The sequence below is a fragment of the Salinigranum marinum genome, assembly GCF_024228675.1.
Taxonomy (GTDB): Archaea; Halobacteriota; Halobacteria; order Halobacteriales; family Haloferacaceae; genus Salinigranum; species Salinigranum marinum.
In genome coordinates this window covers 1,549,812-1,566,470 of record NZ_CP100461.1, presented here as the reverse complement: position 1 = coordinate 1,566,470, position 16,659 = coordinate 1,549,812, and the positions used below count along the sequence as shown (strand labels likewise).

The 16,659-nt window shown below is 67.1% G+C and carries 18 protein-coding genes; 11 read left to right on the top strand and 7 right to left on the bottom strand.

Annotated features, from left to right (window positions below; all coding sequences use genetic code 11):
• Positions 1-31: 31 nt before the first annotated feature.
• The 6 genes from NKJ07_RS07640 to NKJ07_RS07615 all read left to right on the top strand — a co-directional run bounded on the left by NKJ07_RS07640 (position 32) and on the right by NKJ07_RS07615 (position 5,167).
• Complete coding sequence (locus tag NKJ07_RS07640; protein WP_318569990.1) at positions 32-1,012, top strand: isocitrate/isopropylmalate dehydrogenase family protein; 981 nt, start codon at positions 32-34, stop codon at positions 1,010-1,012.
• A 130-nt stretch (positions 1,013-1,142) separates the two neighbouring features.
• On the top strand, positions 1,143-1,901 hold the full coding sequence (glpR, locus tag NKJ07_RS07635; protein WP_318569989.1) for an HTH-type transcriptional regulator GlpR: 759 nt from the start codon (positions 1,143-1,145) through the stop codon (positions 1,899-1,901).
• 429 nt (positions 1,902-2,330) lie between these two features.
• On the top strand, positions 2,331-2,804 hold the full coding sequence (locus NKJ07_RS07630) for a PTS sugar transporter subunit IIA (RefSeq protein WP_318569988.1): 474 nt from the start codon (positions 2,331-2,333) through the stop codon (positions 2,802-2,804).
• A complete protein-coding gene (gene ptsP / locus NKJ07_RS07625; protein WP_318569987.1) occupies positions 2,801-4,516 on the top strand; it encodes a phosphoenolpyruvate--protein phosphotransferase in 1,716 nt (571 codons plus the stop codon). Before NKJ07_RS07630 ends, ptsP begins: the two co-directional genes overlap by 4 nt.
• Complete coding sequence (locus tag NKJ07_RS07620; RefSeq protein ID WP_425504734.1) at positions 4,513-4,968, top strand: PTS fructose transporter subunit IIB; 456 nt, start codon at positions 4,513-4,515, stop codon at positions 4,966-4,968. Before ptsP ends, NKJ07_RS07620 begins: the two co-directional genes overlap by 4 nt.
• Positions 4,969-5,017: 49 nt before the next feature.
• Complete coding sequence (locus NKJ07_RS07615; RefSeq protein WP_318569986.1) at positions 5,018-5,167, top strand: DUF7557 family protein; 150 nt, start codon at positions 5,018-5,020, stop codon at positions 5,165-5,167.
• Here the strand turns inward: NKJ07_RS07615 and NKJ07_RS07610 are convergent.
• From NKJ07_RS07610 to NKJ07_RS07585, 6 genes are all read right to left on the bottom strand, one after another.
• On the bottom strand, positions 5,164-5,607 hold the full coding sequence (locus NKJ07_RS07610) for a DUF5799 family protein (protein WP_318569985.1): 444 nt from the start codon (positions 5,605-5,607) through the stop codon (positions 5,164-5,166). The genes NKJ07_RS07615 and NKJ07_RS07610 overlap by 4 nt on opposite strands.
• 153 nt (positions 5,608-5,760) lie before the next feature.
• On the bottom strand, positions 5,761-6,816 hold the full coding sequence (locus NKJ07_RS07605; RefSeq protein ID WP_318569984.1) for a SipW-dependent-type signal peptide-containing protein: 1,056 nt from the start codon (positions 6,814-6,816) through the stop codon (positions 5,761-5,763).
• A gap of 60 nt (positions 6,817-6,876) precedes the next feature.
• Positions 6,877-7,662 (bottom strand): hypothetical protein, encoded by a 786-nt coding sequence (locus NKJ07_RS07600; protein ID WP_318569983.1) that lies wholly within the window; start codon positions 7,660-7,662, stop codon positions 6,877-6,879.
• The gene (locus NKJ07_RS07595) at positions 7,659-7,847 is read right to left on the bottom strand and encodes a TasA family protein (RefSeq protein WP_318569982.1); all 189 of its coding nucleotides are present in this window, start codon (positions 7,845-7,847) and stop codon (positions 7,659-7,661) included. The genes NKJ07_RS07600 and NKJ07_RS07595 overlap by 4 nt, the downstream gene beginning before the upstream one ends.
• Positions 7,840-8,358, bottom strand: coding sequence for a signal peptidase I (locus NKJ07_RS07590; RefSeq protein WP_318569981.1), 519 nt, complete (start codon positions 8,356-8,358; stop codon positions 7,840-7,842). The genes NKJ07_RS07595 and NKJ07_RS07590 overlap by 8 nt, the downstream gene beginning before the upstream one ends.
• A gap of 5 nt (positions 8,359-8,363) precedes the next feature.
• Positions 8,364-9,479, bottom strand: a complete 1,116-nt coding sequence (locus NKJ07_RS07585; protein ID WP_318569980.1) for a SipW-dependent-type signal peptide-containing protein — start codon at positions 9,477-9,479, stop codon at positions 8,364-8,366.
• 270 nt (positions 9,480-9,749) lie between these two features.
• On the opposite strand from NKJ07_RS07585, the gene NKJ07_RS07580 reads away from it, so the two are divergent.
• From NKJ07_RS07580 to NKJ07_RS07560, 5 genes are all read left to right on the top strand, one after another.
• Positions 9,750-10,256, top strand: coding sequence for a DUF7344 domain-containing protein (locus NKJ07_RS07580; protein WP_318569979.1), 507 nt, complete (start codon positions 9,750-9,752; stop codon positions 10,254-10,256).
• A gap of 72 nt (positions 10,257-10,328) precedes the next feature.
• Positions 10,329-11,570: an HAD hydrolase family protein gene (locus NKJ07_RS07575; RefSeq protein WP_318569978.1), complete on the top strand. Its 1,242-nt coding sequence runs from the start codon at positions 10,329-10,331 to the stop codon at positions 11,568-11,570.
• A 98-nt stretch (positions 11,571-11,668) separates the two neighbouring features.
• A complete protein-coding gene (locus NKJ07_RS07570; RefSeq protein ID WP_318569977.1) occupies positions 11,669-12,067 on the top strand; it encodes a luciferase domain-containing protein in 399 nt (132 codons plus the stop codon).
• A 76-nt stretch (positions 12,068-12,143) separates the two neighbouring features.
• A complete protein-coding gene (locus NKJ07_RS07565; RefSeq protein ID WP_318569976.1) occupies positions 12,144-13,382 on the top strand; it encodes a mandelate racemase/muconate lactonizing enzyme family protein in 1,239 nt (412 codons plus the stop codon).
• Between the two features lie 1,049 nt (positions 13,383-14,431).
• Positions 14,432-15,388 (top strand): acetamidase/formamidase family protein, encoded by a 957-nt coding sequence (locus tag NKJ07_RS07560; RefSeq protein ID WP_318569975.1) that lies wholly within the window; start codon positions 14,432-14,434, stop codon positions 15,386-15,388.
• Positions 15,389-15,403: 15 nt separating this feature from the next.
• Here the strand turns inward: NKJ07_RS07560 and galK are convergent, their stop codons facing one another.
• Entirely contained in the window at positions 15,404-16,585 is a 1,182-nt protein-coding gene (galK, locus tag NKJ07_RS07555) for a galactokinase (RefSeq protein ID WP_318569974.1), read from the bottom strand.
• Between the last annotated feature and the right edge of the window lie 74 nt (positions 16,586-16,659).

The following is a 16,659-nucleotide window of genomic DNA, read 5'->3' as shown; positions in this document are numbered from 1 at the left end:
ATTCATCACGGGGCCGCACACCTGGGTAAGCATGACCGACGAAATCGTCGTGGTTCCCGGTGACGGTATCGGACAGGAAGTGGTCCCGGCCGCGCGCGAGGTGCTGGAGGCAGTCGGCGACTTCGAGTTCATCGAGGCGCGGGCGGGCGACCACGTCCGCGAATCGGAGGGCGAGGCCCTCCCCGAAGAAACGTTCGACCTCGCCGCCTCCGCCGACGCCACGCTGTTCGGCGCGGCCGGCGAGACCGCCGCAGACGTCGTCATCCCGCTTCGGCGGGCCGTCGGCTCGTTCGTCAACGTCCGTCCCGCGCGGGCGTATCCGGGCGTCGACGCGCTCAAACCCGAGACGGATCTCGTCTTCCTCCGTGAGAACACTGAAGGCGTCTACGGCGGCCACGAACACCGGCTGACCGAGGACGTCTCGACGCTCACCCGGGTCGTCACGGGGTCGGCGTCGCGGCGGCTCGCGCGCTTTGCCTGCGAATACGCCGAGGAGGGTGATTTCGAGGGGTTCACCGTCGCACACAAGGCGAACGTCATGCGGGAGACCGACGGGCGGTTCAAGGAGGCCGTCGAGACGGTCGCCGAGAAGCGCGGCGTCGAGACCGAGGACGCGCTGATGGACGCGCTGGCCATGCACCTGTGTCTCCACCCCGAGGAGTACGGCGTCATCGTCTGCCCGAACCTCGCGGGCGACGTCCTGTCGGACCTCGCGGCGGGGCTCGTCGGCGGGCTCGGACTGCTCCCGTCGGCGAACCTCGGTCCCGACCGCGGGCTCTTCGAGCCCGTCCACGGGACGGCCCCCGACATCGCGGGACAGGGCGTCGCCAACCCGTCGGCGACCATCCTCTCGGCGGCGATGCTCTTGGACTCGCTCGGGTACACGGACGAGGCCGACGCGGTGAACGGCGCGGTCGAAGCGGTCCTCGCCGAGGGACCGCGGACGCCCGACCTCGGCGGCGACGCCTCGACCGACGACGTGACCGCCGCGGTGCTCTCCCGACTGGACTGAGCCGACCCTCCAGTCCACCCGAGTATACGTTCCAGGACTCGCGGGTCGAAACAAACACCGACACGCGCGTTCGGACCGGGTAATCGTTAAGAAGGACGCGGACCGACACACGAACGAGCAACCCCAAACGATGTTACCGGCAGAGCGCAGACGACGGATCGCCGAACGGGTGACCGAACAGGGCGGCCAGTCGGTCGACGAACTCGCCAGCGCGCTCGACGTCTCGAAGGCCACCATCCGCCGCGACCTCACGGAACTCGAAGAGCGCGGGCTCGTCGACCGCTCCCACGGCGGGGCGGTCCCCGTCATGTCGGTCGGCGGGGAGCAGACGTACGACCAGCGCGAGATCCAGAACCTCGACGCCAAGCGGGCCATCGCCGACCACGCGATCGACGAGATCATCGACGGGTCGGTCGTCTTCTTCGACTCGGGAACGACCACGATGGAGGTCGCCCGCGCGGCCCCGAAGGACGGGTCGTTCCTCGCGGTGACGAACTCCCCGCGGCTGGCGGTCGAACTCGGCAAGGAAGAGAACGAGGTGAAGCTCACCGGCGGAACGCTCCGTCGGCGAACCCGCGCGCTTGTCGGCCCGACGGCGGAGTCGTTCATGGGGCGACTGAACTTCGACTTGCTCTTTCTCGGGACGAACGCGATCCACGACGACGGGAGCCTGACGACGCCGAACGAGGACGAAGCCCGCATGAAACAGCTGATGGTCGAGCGCTCGAAGCGGGTCGTGCTCGTCTCGGACTCGTCGAAGCTGTCGCGGCAGAGCTTCGTCCAGTTCGCCCACCTGGACGACGTGGACGTGTTCATTACGGACGCGCCGATCCCCGACCACCACGACCGGTTCGAGGCGTCGGAGGTCTCCGTCGTGATCGCCGAGTAACGTCCCCTTCGAGGCGGCCGACGCGTCCGTGTCGACTCCCGACGGTCGACCATCTGAGCCACCGACAGGTCTCCCCGAGCGGGCGAACCCCGGACTTCCGGGCGGGGCGCGCGCGAACCCAGACCGTGAGGCCTCCGGGGCTGGATGTGTCGCACATTATTGCTTCACACATTTCAATCAAAAACAATCATATCCAAAAATATTTTTGCACAGTACGCCGAACGATCGTGATGTAGTATGGGATCCGTCGTCGACAGAACGTGTGTTTCGACCCCGGCAAGGCCGCCGTCGCCAGCGCCACAGAAGCGAGAGATGAGGGGACCCCGACCTCGCACCGCCCCGTCGAGACGAACGGCTCCCGTCCGCCGTCGTCGCGCCGTCACCCGCCGCGGACGTGACGACTGACAGACCCACCCGATCACGAAGCCAATGACAATCGACCCAACCGACATCGACCGCCTGACACCGCCCGAACTGGTAACGCTCGCCGATCCACCCGCGTCGAAGGAGGCGTGTATCGAGTTCCTCCTCGACGTCGCGGTCGAGGCCGGCCGCGTGGAGGACCGCGAACAGGCGCTCGCCGACCTGCTCCAGCGCGAGGAGGAGGCGACGACCGGCGTCGGATTCGGCATCGGCATCCCCCACGCGAAGACGACCGCGGTGTCGGAGCCGGCGGTCGTGTTCGGCCGCTCCGAGGCGGGCATCGACTTCGACGCGATGGACGACGAACCGGCACACCTGCTGTTCATGCTCCTCGTGCCGGCCGAGGGCGGGGAGGAACATCTCGAGATCCTGAGTTCGCTCTCGCGGGCGCTCATGCACGAGTCGGTCCGCGACTCGCTTCGCACGGCCGACTCCGTCGCGGGCGTCCGCAGCGCGCTGAAGGAGGCGGTGTCCGGATGAGCAACGCCGCCTCCGAACGCCGCCTCCGCGGCGAAGGCGCGACGCCGCTCGCCGGCGTGGGACGGGTGGTGTGGTACCGTCCCGCGGAAGCGACCGACCTCGGCGAACCGCCAGAGTCGATCGACGAGGAGGCCGAACTGGCCCGGTTCCGCGAGGCGCGCGAGACCGCCCATACGGAACTCGAACGCGAGCGCGAGGAGACCCGCGAGCGCGTCGGCGAGGCGGAGGCCGAAGTGTTCGGCGCACACCTCCAGTTCCTCGGGGACCCCCAGATCGAAGACGGCGTCGCGGCGGCGGTCGCCGACGGCCTGCCGGCCCAACACGCGGTCCGGGAGGCGTTCGCCGGCCCGATCGAGCAGTTCGAGGGGATGGAGGGGCGGATGGCCGAGCGCGCGGACGATCTCCGGGACGTGCGCGACCGCCTGCTCCGCGTGCTCACCGGTGGCCGGCGGGTCGATCTGCGGTCGCTCCCCCAGGGGAGCGTCGTGTTCGCCGAGCGGCTCACGCCCTCGGACACGGCACAGCTCGACCCCGAGGTCGTCTCGGGGTTCGTCACCGTCACTGGCGGCCGGACGTCGCACGCGGCGATCTTCGCCCGCTCGCTCGCGCTCCCGGCCGTCGTCGGCGTCGGTGACGAACTCACCGCCGTCGAGGACGGAACCGAAGTCGTAGTCGACGGCGACGCGGGCGAGGTCGTCGTCGATCCGACCGAGGAGACCAAATCCGCGGCGACGGGCGGCGTCGACGCCCCGATCCGGGCGGAACCGGTCGCGACCGCCGACGGGGTCGAGATCGAGGTCGCCGCGAACGTCGGCCGGCCCGCCGAGATCGAGGCCGCCGTCGCTCGCGGTGCCGACGGCGTCGGCCTCTACCGCTCGGAGTTCCTCTTCGTCGACCGCGAGACGCCCCCGTCGGAGGACGAACAGTACGAGGCCTACCGCGACGCGCTCGACGCCTTCCCGGAGGGTCGCGTCGTCGTCCGAACCCTCGACATCGGCGGCGACAAACCCGTTCCGTACCTTGATCTCCCCGAGGAGGAGAACCCGTTCCTCGGTGACCGGGGGATCAGACGGTCACTCGGGGGTGACGCGGACCTGTTCGAGACGCAACTGCGCGCACTCCTCCGGGCGGCCGCCGACGGGGCGGGCCGGTTGGCGGTCATGCTCCCGCTCGTCTCGACCGTCGAGGAGGTGCGAGCGGCCCGCGAGCGTCTCGACGCGGTCGCCGCCGATCTCGTGACCGACGACACCGATCACGCCGACCCCGAGTTCGGCGTGATGATCGAGACGCCCGCCGCCGTCTTCATGGGGTCGGACCTCGCCCGCGAGGTCGACTTCTTCTCGATCGGCACGAACGACCTCGCGCAGTACGTGATGGCCGCCGCGCGCGGCAACGAGCGCGTCGCCGAACTCAGGGACTTCCGTCAGCCGGCCGTCGTCCGGGCGATCCGCGAGACCGTCCGCGCGGCCGACGGGACCGACTGCTGGGTCGGCATGTGCGGCGAGATGGCGGGTGATCCCGATCTGACGGAGCTACTCGTCGGGCTCGGACTTGACGAACTGTCGATGAGCGCCGTGACCGTGCCGGCGGTGAAACAGCGCGTCGCGGAGGTCGACACCGCCACGGCGAGCGAGCGCGCGGAGGCCGTCGCCGGTGCCAGCACGAGGGAGCAAGCGATCGATCGCCTGCGTCGGGAGGCGGGCGAACAGTGAAGCTCGTCGCGGTCACCGCCTGTCCGACCGGCATCGCACACAGCCAGATGGCCGCGGAGAACCTCGAAACGACCGCCGAGGAGCTGGGTCACGAGATCAAAGTCGAGGTACAGGGATCGATGGGCGCGCAGAACGAACTCACTGCCGACGACATCGCGAACGCGGACGCCGTTATCATCACGGCCGACACCGCCGTCCAGCGCGACCGGTTCGAGGGCAAGCCCCTCGTCAAGAAGACGGTGAAAGACGGCGTCAACGACGCCGCGGGCGTCATCCGGGAGGCCGAGCGACTCGTCGAGGACGGTGCGGGGACGACCACGGGCAGTGATGACCGCGACGGCGACGACGCGGACGCGGATGCGGACGCGGACACAGGGGCGGCGGAGCCGTCGCGACGGGGCGGCGACCGCGAGAAGGGCCTGTTCGCCCGGCTGAAGCGACTGTTCTCGTGACTCCGGAAACGCTGGTGGATTTAAGATCGCTCGCCGTTTCGTATTAGCTATGGCACAGATTAGCCTCGACGACGAGACGGTCGAGCGCCTCGACAACCTCCGCGTCGAAGACGAGGAGTACGACGAGATCATCAACGAACTCATCAACATCTACCGCGCGAGCGAACTGACGCTATTTCACACCGGGGACGAGTACTAACCGTCGTACGACTGGCGGACCTGCTCCCACTTCCCGTTCGCTTCGAGGTGTGACTGGAGTTCGTCGGCGTACTCCTGGACGAGTCGTTCGGCCGCGGCGAGTTTGGCCTCCTGGTCCCCCTGGCCGTTTCCGAGCCCGAGCGCGCTCTTCACCGTGTCGAAGACGCCGCCATCGTCCGATCCCGACCCCGGCGACCCGCCGGCCATCGAGCGCTGCCGCTTGCTCGCTTCCTCGATGTGGGGCATCATCCCTTCGAGCTTCTCGGTGTCGGCGACGATCCGGGCGGCGTCGGGATCCTCGGGGTTTTCGATGTCGAACTCCGCGGCGGTCATGATGAGGCTCCACTCTTGGCTCTCGAACTCCGAGGCCATCACACGGTCGTTGAACTCCCGATCGACCGTCATCCGGTCGCCGACGATCCGATCTGTCCAGTCTGTCATGCCTCCGCCTATGACGAGACGCGGTATCAGGATTTCCCTCGCGAGCGCGTCCGACCCGTCCGACCCGAGTGCCGTTCGTCAGTCGCGGCTGCCGTGGGGTGCGAGAAACGCTACGCCGACCGAGTTGGACGCCGAGCCACGGCCACGACCCCGTCAACTCCAGGGGCTCTCCGGGTCGTCGTTGTGGCGACGCTGCTCGGCGTAGATCGAGAACGACAGCTCGATCTCGTCACCCTGTATCTCGTTTCCGACCTCGAAAGGCAGTCGCCACCGGATGGAGAGGGTCCTCGTCCCGGTCCGAAAGCTGTCGAGCCTGACCCCTCCTGCCGCCTCGTCGGTTCGGTCCACTAGATCACTGAGTGCCTCGTCCTCGAAGAGCGAGGTCTCGTCGGAATCGAGCTCACAGTCTCGGTCGTCGTCCCAGAAGAGATCGACGACGATCTCGTCTGCCAGGTCGGTGTGATTCGACCCCGTCGACTGTTCGGTCTCACAGACGGCGAACTCGACGAAACTGATGCCCTGTTCGATTCCCTGCTCGTTCGTCGCCGGGGTCCTGATCTCGTCGGTCGAGACCGTGCAGTCGTCGAACGTGGTGGTGTCGGTGGTCGTGCTCGACTTGACCGTGACGGCACACAGTCCGTAGGAGCCCTCGATCACTTCGGCGGTGAACGCGACCGCCTCGTCGGCTTTGCCGGACTCTGGCTTCTCTTCCGTGATCGTCACCTCGACCGTGACGGTCTCACCGTCGACGCCGAACTCGTAGACACCAGGGTCGACCTGACGCCCGTTCTCGACGGTGTCGAACGTGTCGCCGTCGTAGTTCTCGATCTTGCCGACCGTCGTGCACGTGGTCTCGTCGACTGGATCGGGATCGCCCTCGGTTTCGTCGTCGATCTCGACCGCGAGCCACACCCACGCGGGGTTCGTGTCGTTGTGAACGCGTAGACTGAAACAGCCGGTGTCTCCCGGCTTGACGTCCTCGAAGGCTGCGGCCACCTCGCCGTCGGTCTGGGTCGGCGACATCGAGTCGACCTGCGTGCCGTTGTGGATCGCCTGCCAGTCGAGTTCGACGTCGAGTTCGCCGGCCGAGAACGTCGTCACTACCTCCTCGGTATCACTGAGGAGCGCCCGGGTTCCAACACCACCGAGTGTGGCACCCCCACCGATCAGTCCCAGTGATGTCAGCACCGTCCGTCGGCTCAGTTCCATGCGTTCACACCTCAGGTCCCACCCACGGAGTCGAACCGTGGACCGTGAACCGTCGTGGGACTACGACTGCTCGATCGTGAACTCGGGCGAGGCGGCGACAGAGTAGCCACCGGTGCCGCTGAGTCCCGAGTAGTCGAATCGGACGCCGAGTTCGAAGGTCCGAACCTTCGCTTCGCGTGCCGGGAGCTCCGGTCCGTCTTCGCCGGAGCCGAGTTCGATGTCGCGTTCGTCGAGCACCCGGGCCAGCGCCCAGAGCGTTCCGGGGACCTCCGACACGTCGTCGCCCTCGTACCTGGCGAGGGTGATCCGCGCCGACTTGAGCGCCTCCTCGCGGGTCGAGCCGTTGAGCCCCCGGACATCGACGGAGAGTCGGGTCAACAGTAGACGATCGGCGTCCACTGTTCCCTCGTTCGAAACCTCCCAGTCAGCGACGTACTCCTCCGAACGGTTGCCGGAAGCCTCGTCGCTCGACACCGCTCCAGGCTCATCGCCTTGATCCGTTTCGGCTTCGGACTCGGTCGGTTCCGGCGTGTCGGTCTCGGTCGACTCCGGCGTCTCCGTCGATTGACCCGTCGACTCCGGTGTGTCGGTCTCGGTCGGCTCCGGCGTGTCGGTCTCGGCCGGTTCCGGCGTGTCGGTCTCGGCCGGTTCCGGCGTGTCGGTCTCGGTCGGCTCCGGCGTGTCGGTCTCGGTCGGCTCCGGCGTGTCGGTCTCGGCCGGTTCCGGCGTGTCGGTCTCAGCCGACTCCGGCGTCTCCGTCGAATCGTCCGTCTGCTCCGGCGTGTCGGTCGACTCGTCGGTCGGTTCCGGTGTCGATTCCGGCGTTGAGTCGGCTGTCTCCGTCATGGCCCGAACTCCTGGGTCTCGGGGCTCACTTTGAGGATCACTCGACCCGCCTGGAACGACGCCGTCGCCTCCTCGCGATCGGAGAGTGCGGCGTGCGTGCCGGCCCCACCGAGTGCCGAGCCGGCACCGACGACGGCGACACTCGCGAGCAGCTTCCGTCGTGTGATTTCGGATTCGTTACTCATCTGTTTCACCGTCCACTACTTCGAGTGACTCGTACAGTTCCCACAGCTCCGACGTGATCAGGAGCGTCACCGGAGCGACGACGAAGAGGATCCACCCCGTCTTCGTGCTCGCGAACGCCGTCAGGTATCCCAAGTAGGGGATCGAGAAGGCGACCACCCCGACGATCTCGCTCCTGTAGACCGGCTCGGGGTCGGGATCTTCGTTGTTGTCTCCCTTTGTCCGGAACCTGATCGAGTCGTCGGCCTGGTGTTTCTCGACGACTCTGTGGGTAGTGGTCGGCTGACCTCGTGCGTCCGCGAAGGTAATTACGTTGCCTTCGTCGATTCGCTCGGCCGGCACGTCCTTGACGAAGACGACCGATCCAGTCGGAATCGCCGGCTCCATACTGCCGGACTGGACGACAAACGAGTAGTCCGCTCCGACGGCAGCAGGGAACGCGTTCGCGAGCAGTGCAGCTACCACTATCAGCAGGGCGAGCACCGCGACCGTTTTAGCCGCCCTGCGGATCATGGAGTTTAGGACGTGTGCGTTCCATCTGGCGCGTACGACGTGAAGTCAGGAGCCTCCGTGTGACGGCTCTGGATGAACTGGAAGTCCAGCTTGATAGAACAGCGGTCTCCCTGAATCACGTTACCGACACCGAACGGGATGTGGAAGTCGTACCCGAAATTCAGTGTGTCGCCCGGCTTGAGCGGTGCGACACTCTGCGTGTTGTTGCCCGAGTCTCCCTGATTTCCATCGAGCATGACAGACCCTTTAGCGAGGCTTGCGTGGCCCCCGCTGGCGGTCTGGTATCCGATGGTCATATCGTCATCGTTCCAGAGCGCAGTCCCAATCGCGTTGAGGTTCTGCGAGATGTCGAGCAGGTTTCGCGGAGCGAGGTAGTATTCCATGCTCGGGTCGATTCCGTCGAGATTTCCGGGCAGGGTATCTGCATCGAATTGACCCTGCGCAGTGAACCCGCTATCGTCTTTGGGCTGCGCGTTCGACCAGAATCCAGTCGGCGTTGCACCTTGGTACTGACCGGTGAACCCGTTCGAGTCGAAGAACGAGCAGCTGGCGTCGTTGTCGTAGTACGGGAGTGCCCAGATGTTCTGAGCGAGTTCACCCTCGCCATCGACCATTGCAGCATCGCTCTGCGACGTGAGGTCACCCGTCTCCGGGTCCACGTTGGTAGACGACACATCGTCGTCTGCACCCATCTCAGGCTCGAAGTTCTTGTAGTCGTAGTTGTCCACGACGTTGATGCCGGAGGCAACCCAGGCCTCGTTGTCTTGGACCGTGAGGCTGAAATTGACACAGCCGTAGTCGCCAGGCTTCACGTCATCGAAGTGAACGTCAATCGGAACTGCTCTTCCGTTGTAGCCCGACGCTTCGAGGTCGCTGTCGACAGTGATTGCCGACGAGAACTCACCGCCACTTCCGACCTCAGTACCGTTGTAAGAGCCACTCCACTCAAGCGTACCGTCGAGGCCGCCAGCAGTGAACGTGACCGCTCTGTCTTCAGTGTCGCTGAACTGTGCGTACGTCCCCCCGACACCGAGCGCACCGGCCAGTCCGATGCTCCCGATTCCGGCGAGGGCCTTCCGTCGTGACAGCGTGACCTTGCTGTCTGAGTTGTCGTCTGCCATCGTCGTTCAGGCTCGTCGCGAGCCAGTTAGCTCATTGAACCTTATTGTATTCAGTAATTACACGATCGGCCACATAACGGCCGATTGGATGGGATCTGGGTACCCCTGTCGACCGCTAAACTCTCGATTAACAGCCCGGAAAGGGGACGCTACGCAGCCACTGGGACCGGCATACGTTCCGTCTGCTAGATCATGTATAGGGTACTGACTGTTCAACAAGAGTGTATGAGATGGGGGACATCGATCGGCGTTGGGAGTGGAGGAGCGCACGTGAGCAGCGAGGAGATCTTCGACCTGCTCCGGAACGAACGACGACGAGGAGTCATCCGAGAGCTGTGTTCGCGCGCGGGCCAGCTGACGGTCAGAGGCCTGTCCGAGCGGATCGCGGAGCAGGAGACGGGTGAGTCGCCGCCGCCCCGGTGCGCGCGCGACAGCGTCTACAACTCGCTCATCCAGACGCACCTCCCGAAACTGGACGAGTACGAGGTGGTCGAGTACGACGCGGGCAGGAAGACCGTGGCTCTCGACGACGGCGCCGAGGCGGTGACGCTGTACCTCGAAGTCGTCTCCCCGTACGGGATCACGTGGATGAGCTACTACCGGTCGATCGCGGTCGTGTCGATGCTCGTCGTTCTCGCCGGCGAACTCGGCGCGCCAGGCATCGTCGCGATCCCCGACGTTCTCTGGCCCGTGCTGTTCCTCGTCGTCGTGGCCGTCTCGATGGCGAGACAGTTCTGGCGGCGACGCTGGCTGCTGTTGAACCGATACCTCACGTGAAGCTGAGCCGGTCTTTCGGGAACCGCTGAGTGTACCCACGGATTTATTCCGTCCGCTGACTCTTCCCTTCGCATGGAACGGTACGACCTCCTCTACCGCCTCTACCAGGACTTCGACACGGGGGCGATCCGTGACCTCCAGACGTTCGTCGACGTCTTCCCCGCGGTCGACTCCCGCGTCGCGCTCGACTACTGGCAGGACGCCACGGACGAACTCGCCGAGCGCAAAGACGAGGTGCGGGAGGCGTTCGACGACGGCGAGACGCTCGCCGAGGTGGCGGCCACGGCGAACCGCGACCAGGCGTTCACCGGGTTGGATCTCTACTCGAAGTACGGGCGTGCGGTGAACGTGCTCGTGTTGGACGTCGACGAGACGCTCCGCTCGGCGGGCAGCACGGACAACGAGATCCCGCGCGAGACGCTGTCCGTCCTCACGGAGTTCCACGAGGCGGGCGTCCCGATCGTCATCTGCACGGGACAGACCCTGGAGAACGTCAAGGGGTTTCTCATCCAGGGACTCGGCAACGAGATCGTCCACTCGACGGACGTGAGCATCGTCTACGAGACCGGGACGGGGGTGTTCACTCCGGGGCACGGCTCAGAGACGAAACGGCTCCTGTACGACGAACTCGACCCGGAGATGATCGGGGTCTTCGACCGGGTCCGCTCGCGGGTCCTCTCGGAAGCGCCTGCCGAGGTGGCGCAGGGCACACACCTGCAGGGCAACGAGTTCAACATTACGCTCAAACCGAACTTCGACGTCGGCTCCCCCGACGCGGAGCGTATCATCGACCGCGCGATGGTCTACCTCCTCGACCTGCTCGGCCGGGCGGTCGAGGAGACGACGGACGCGGTGTCGACGGATGGGCCCGAACTCGCCCGGGCGTACTTCGCCGGCACCGATCCCGAGATCGAGAACGTCCTGGTGAGCGAGGGCGAGTCGGTCGACCGCACGCTCGAAGACGTTCCCGACGCCGTGGCCGAGATCTTCGAGCGGGTCGACGTCGCCTACTACCACGCGGACGCGGCCGAGATCGGCTCGCTGGAACTCAACAAACCGCGCGGCGTCCAGGCCGCCCTGGAGGTGCTCGGCATCGAGGACCCGTTCTTGATCATGATGGGCGACTCGAAGTCCGACCTTCGGGTGATGAAGTGGGCCGCGGAGAACGACTGCGGTATCGGTGCGGCCCCCAAACACTCCTCGACGGCCGTCCTCGACCACGTCCGCGCGACGGACGAGCTCGTCTTCGAACCCGGGGACGCGGCCTCGATGCTCCGGACGGTCTACGTGATGAACCTGCTGGCGGCGTTCTGAGAGCCGTCCAGGACCCGTGACAGTATGGTCGTCGGGGGAGACGAAGCTTATGCCGACACCGCGCCAATACTTCTCGTTCCACGAACGGAACGCCGATCATGAACCCGACACTCGCGCCCATCACACACGGCGTCTCCCGGTGGGCCGGCGTCGACATCGACCCGACCCCCGATGGAGTGACGTTCCGCGTCGAGCGCCACGTCCTCGCCCGACTCGCCACGAGTGGGGAACTCACCGTCCCGACGACGCCGGCGCTTCGTGACCAGTTGCTGACCGACGGCTTCGCTGACGGCGTCCCCGGCCGTCCCGACCAGGCCCGCTATCGTGTCCGATCGGCCGCGGACGTCCCCGGTGCGATCCGGCTTCTCCGGGTCGCGTACCTCCACCGACGCGCCGCCCGTGCGCCACACATGCCGCTCGACGACCACCTCCGCCGGCTGGGTGCGAGTACCGAACTCGTCGCGCTCGTGATCCCCGCCGACCGCGAGAGCGCCTGACGCGCCGCCGACCGGACCGTACACGCCGTCTCCTACGTCTCCAAAGATTTACCAGCTATCGAGTGAACCCACGACCATGGGAATCGACTACGGTTCACTCCACGACCCGAACGCGGAGTACACCATGCGGGAGCTCTCCGCGGGGACGATGGGCGTCACGGCCGAGCGCGGTGGCGGCCGCGACGTCGAGATCACGGACGTCCAGACGACGATGGTCGACGGGAACTTCCCGTGGACTCTGGTTCGCGTCTACACGGACGCGGGCGTCGTCGGCACCGGCGAGGCGTACTGGGGTGCGGGCGTTCCGGAACTCATCGAGCGGATGAAGCCGTTCGTCGTCGGCGAGAACCCCCTCGACATCGATCGGCTGTACGAACATCTGGTCCAGAAGATGTCCGGCGAGGGGAGCGTCGAGGGCGTCACCGTCACCGCCATCGCGGGCATCGAGATCGCCCTGCACGACCTCGCGGGCAAGATCCTCGACGTGCCGGCGTACCAGCTCCTCGGCGGGAAGTACCGCGACCACGTTCGGGTCTACTGCGACTGCCACACGGCCGACGAGGCCGACCCCGACGCCTGCGCGGACGAGGCCGAGCGCGTCGTCGAGGAGTTGGGATACGACGCGCTGAAGTTCGATCTCGACGTCCCCTCGGGGCTGGAGAAGGATCGCGCGAACCGCCACCTCCGCCCCGGGGAGATCCGGCACAAAGCCGAGATCGTCGAGGCGGTGACCGAGCGCGTCAAGGACCGCGCGGACGTCGCCTTCGACTGTCACTGGACGTTCTCGGGCGGGAGCGCCAAACGGCTCGCCGCCGCACTCGAGGAGTACGACGTCTGGTGGCTCGAAGACCCCGTCCCGCCGGAGAACCTCGCGGTGCAAGAGGAGGTCACGAAGTCGACGACGACGCCGATCACCGTGGGCGAGAACCGCTACAGAGTGACCGAAGAGCGCCGACTGATCGAGAACCAGGCGGTCGACATCATCGCCCCCGACCTGCCCAAGGTGGGCGGGATGCGCGAGACGCGGAAGATCGCCGACGTCGCCAACCAGTACTACGTGCCGGTGGCGATGCACAACGTCTCCTCGCCCGTGGCGACGATGGCCTCCGCGCACGTCGGCACCGCGATCCCGAACGCCCTCGCGGTGGAGTACCACTCCTACCAGCTGGGCTGGTGGGAAGAGCTGGTCGAAGAGGACGTCATCGTCGACGGCTACATCGAGATCCCCGAGAAGCCGGGGCTCGGCGTGACCCTCGACATGGACGCCGTCGAAGAGCACATGGTCGAAGGCGAGGAACTGTTCGACGAAGCGTAAGCGCAGTGTCGCTTCGTCGGGCAAGCGAATCTTCGATTCGCGGTGTTCGACGAGGAGTGAACCGGCTCTTCGCGCCCGAACAGCGCCGATTTTCGGAGTTCGCCGAGCAGATCTCGGAAGCGAACCCGCCTCCCGTTTTTGTCGCTCGCGGCCGTGGAGACACCAGATGTCGGTCGCAAACGCGCTCGAGGATCTGGCCCGTGACCTCGCAGCGGCCGTGCCGGCTGTCGACGAACGCGCCGAACACGAACGGTGGCAGCCCGGCCTCGGCGCGTTCGAATAGGAGCGGCAGCTCGAACGCCTCGTCACAGCGCTCCGTGAGACGGGCGACTGGACGGTCGAGCGCGAGGCAGCGTACCCGCACAGCGGCCAGCGGTGTGACTTCGTGGTCGAAGCGGCCGGCCGACGGATTCCACTCGAGGCGAAACTGCTCCGCTTCCGGCGGGACAACGGGGACCGCGAACCGAACGCGTTCGGGACCGTCGTCGATCCGTTCTGGAACTCGCTGGTGGCGGATGCACGGAAACTCGCCCGGAGTGGGTTCGCGGCCCCGTGTGGGCTCCTCGGACTCTCCTACGAGCGAACGAACGACGGAGCCCCAGCGGGAGACGTGGCGACGCTCGCGGAGAAGGTCTGTCTGGACGTCGGGTTCTGGTTCGACATCGACGTGCGGACGCGCGCGATCGAGCGGTTCGAGGGACTGCGACATCCCGTCCACCAGCAGGGTGCGGTCGTCACGTGGGAACTGAGACCGGACTGTGTTCTGAGATTTCTCGGCTCCGCCGTCGGTTCGCGGGAGACCGGCGGACGGACAGCGACGACGCGGATCCCGCGCGGTTGCCAGGGCGCTGACGCCACAGTCCTCCCCAGCCGATTCGCTCACTCGCTCTGTCGCTCGTTCGCTCATCCCTCGCGCGGTGCCGGCGCGACATGGCGTCGCGACAGCGCGCGCCACCGGCACGTCGTGGGTTCTGTCGACGCGAGCACCGGACTGGACGGGCCCCATCGAGCCAACAGTTTTGCCGGTCCCTCGCGTGGCGTACTGTCGCATGTCACTCGACTATACGGTCGACCACGAACTGTCCGACGGCGACGAGCACATCCACAACGCCTGGGACAACAGCCTCGATCCGATTCTCACCGTCGAGCCGGGCGAGGTGGTTCGCTTCGAGTGTCGCGACGCGCTCGACGGGCAGGTCGGCCCGGACTCGGACGTCGAGGACCTCGCGACCGCGAGTTTCGATCCCGTCCACCCGCTGACGGGGCCGGTCGCGGTCGAGGGTGCCGAACCCGGCGACGTCCTCGCCGTCGAGTTCCTCGACTTCGAGCACAAGGGCTGGGGCTTCACGGGCTTTATGCCCGGCGAGATGGGCCTCGGCCTCCTCCCCGAGGACTTTGCCGACGCGGGCCTACACGTCTGGGATCTCGACGACGGCGCGGCCCACTTCGTCGACGGCATCGAGGTCCCACTGGACATGTTCCCCGGCATCGCGGGCGTCGCCCCCGCGGAGACCGGCGAACACGACACGCTTCCACCCAGGGACACCGGCGGCAACTTCGACATCAAACACCTCACCGCGGGGTCGACGCTCTACCTCCCCGTCGAGGTCGGGGGCGCGCTCTTTTCGACGGGTGACTGCCACGCTGCGCAGGGTGACGGTGAGGTCTGCGTGACGGGTATCGAAGCACCGATGTTCGTCACCGCGCGCTTCGACGTGCTGAAAGAGAAGTCGATCACCCAGCCCGAACTGGAGACGACGGGGCCGTTCACCCCAACGGGCGCGGACGAACCGATGTACGGCACCGCGGGGATCGCCGACGACCTGATGGTCGCGACGAAGAAGGCCGTCCGGCACATGATCGACCACCTCGAGGCCGAGCGCGGGCTCACCCGTGGCGAGGCGTACATCCTCTGTTCGGCGGCGGTCGACCTGAAGATCAGCGAGGTCGTCGACGCCCCCAACTGGACGGTGACGGCGTACCTGCCCGAGAGCGTCTTCCCCTGAGCGCTGCGCTCGTGCTCACTCCAGGCGGACGCCCTCGGCGGACGCGCAGACGAACGTTCGCGGGTGGACATCGGCCTCCTCGGAGAGCGCCCGGTCGACGCGCGCGGAGAACTCGTCGACGGCGTCGGCGGCGACGAGCGCGACGACGCTCCCGCCGAAGCCGCCGCCGGTCATCCGCGCGCCGACGACGCCGTCGGTCGTCCACGCGACGTCGACCACGGCGTCGAGTTCTCGGCAGGACACCTCGTAGTCGTCGCGGAGGCTGGCGTGGGACTCGTACATCCGGTCGCCGACCGCGTCGAAGTCGCCCGCCGAGAGCGCGGCAGCGGCCGCCCGTACCCGCTCGTTCTCCGTGACGACGTGGCGGACGCGACGGCGAAGCGGGGCCGACAGGTGGTCGGCGTGTGCGAGGAAGTCGTCACGGTCGACGTCGCGCAACGTGTCGACGCCGCCGAGCAGGTCGTTCAGCCGCTCTGCCGCCTCCCGACACTCGGCCACGCGGTCGTTGTACGCCGACGCGGCCAGCTCGTGCTCGACGCGGGTGTCGACGACGACCACGCGGTAGTCGTCGTCGGGAAACGGGACGCGCTCGGTCTCGCGCGAGCGACAGTCCAAGAAGAGCGCCTCGTCCGCCCGGCAGAGCGCGCTCGCGTACTGATCCATGATGCCGCAGTCGAGGCCGACGAAGCCCGTTTCGGCGCGCCAGGCCGCCTCCGCGAGACGCCCCTTCGGGAGGTCCGTGCCGGTTTCGACCCCCGGGTCGAGCCCGTAGGCCGCCGCCGCGGTCGCCACTTCGAGGGCGGCCGACGAGGAGAGGCCCGCACCCTGCGGAACGTCGCCCGTCACGAGGAGGTCGAGGCCGTCGCCGACCGGCGCGAGCCCCGCCGCGTCGAGTTCGACGAGGACGCCCAGCGGGTAGTTCGCCCACGAGTCGTCCCGGTCGTCGATCGGATCGTCGGGGAGGCCGTCGACGACCACCTCGTCGGCGAACTCCGTCGACCGGAGACGGATCCGACCGTCGTCCCGCGGCGCGAGGGCGACCGCGGTCCGGAGATCGACGGCCATCGGGAGCACGAGCCCCTCGTTGTAGTCGGTGTGCCCGCCGACGAGGTTCACCCGGCCCGGGGCACTCGCTACCGCCGTCGGTGTCCGGCCGTACGCCTCCGAGAACGCCGCGCGTGGCTCCCCTGCGGTCATCGTCTGGCTCGTCAGTACCGGGGGTGAGCGCTTCAATCCCGGGGGTCGTGACCGCGGGTGTGACCGGCGACCGG

Bases quoted from the DNA above. Each gene is read 5' to 3' on its own strand.
- NKJ07_RS07570 (WP_318569977.1), top strand. From the start codon at position 11,669: ATGAACCCGACACTCGCGCCCATCACACACGGCGTCTCCCGGTGGGCC.
- NKJ07_RS07615 (WP_318569986.1), top strand. From the start codon at position 5,018: ATGGCACAGATTAGCCTCGACGACGAGACGGTCGAGCGCCTCGACAAC.
- NKJ07_RS07590 (WP_318569981.1), bottom strand. From the start codon at position 8,358: ATGATCCGCAGGGCGGCTAAAACGGTCGCGGTGCTCGCCCTGCTGATA.
- NKJ07_RS07585 (WP_318569980.1), bottom strand. From the start codon at position 9,479: ATGGCAGACGACAACTCAGACAGCAAGGTCACGCTGTCACGACGGAAG.
- NKJ07_RS07630 (WP_318569988.1), top strand. From the start codon at position 2,331: ATGACAATCGACCCAACCGACATCGACCGCCTGACACCGCCCGAACTG.
- NKJ07_RS07600 (WP_318569983.1), bottom strand. From the start codon at position 7,662: ATGACGGAGACAGCCGACTCAACGCCGGAATCGACACCGGAACCGACC.
- NKJ07_RS07565 (WP_318569976.1), top strand. From the start codon at position 12,144: ATGGGAATCGACTACGGTTCACTCCACGACCCGAACGCGGAGTACACC.
- galK (WP_318569974.1), bottom strand. From the start codon at position 16,585: ATGACCGCAGGGGAGCCACGCGCGGCGTTCTCGGAGGCGTACGGCCGG.
- NKJ07_RS07595 (WP_318569982.1), bottom strand. From the start codon at position 7,847: ATGAGTAACGAATCCGAAATCACACGACGGAAGCTGCTCGCGAGTGTC.
- glpR (WP_318569989.1), top strand. From the start codon at position 1,143: ATGTTACCGGCAGAGCGCAGACGACGGATCGCCGAACGGGTGACCGAA.
- NKJ07_RS07560 (WP_318569975.1), top strand. From the start codon at position 14,432: ATGTCACTCGACTATACGGTCGACCACGAACTGTCCGACGGCGACGAG.
- NKJ07_RS07605 (WP_318569984.1), bottom strand. From the start codon at position 6,816: ATGGAACTGAGCCGACGGACGGTGCTGACATCACTGGGACTGATCGGT.
- NKJ07_RS07575 (WP_318569978.1), top strand. From the start codon at position 10,329: ATGGAACGGTACGACCTCCTCTACCGCCTCTACCAGGACTTCGACACG.
- ptsP (WP_318569987.1), top strand. From the start codon at position 2,801: ATGAGCAACGCCGCCTCCGAACGCCGCCTCCGCGGCGAAGGCGCGACG.
- NKJ07_RS07610 (WP_318569985.1), bottom strand. From the start codon at position 5,607: ATGACAGACTGGACAGATCGGATCGTCGGCGACCGGATGACGGTCGAT.
- NKJ07_RS07640 (WP_318569990.1), top strand. From the start codon at position 32: ATGACCGACGAAATCGTCGTGGTTCCCGGTGACGGTATCGGACAGGAA.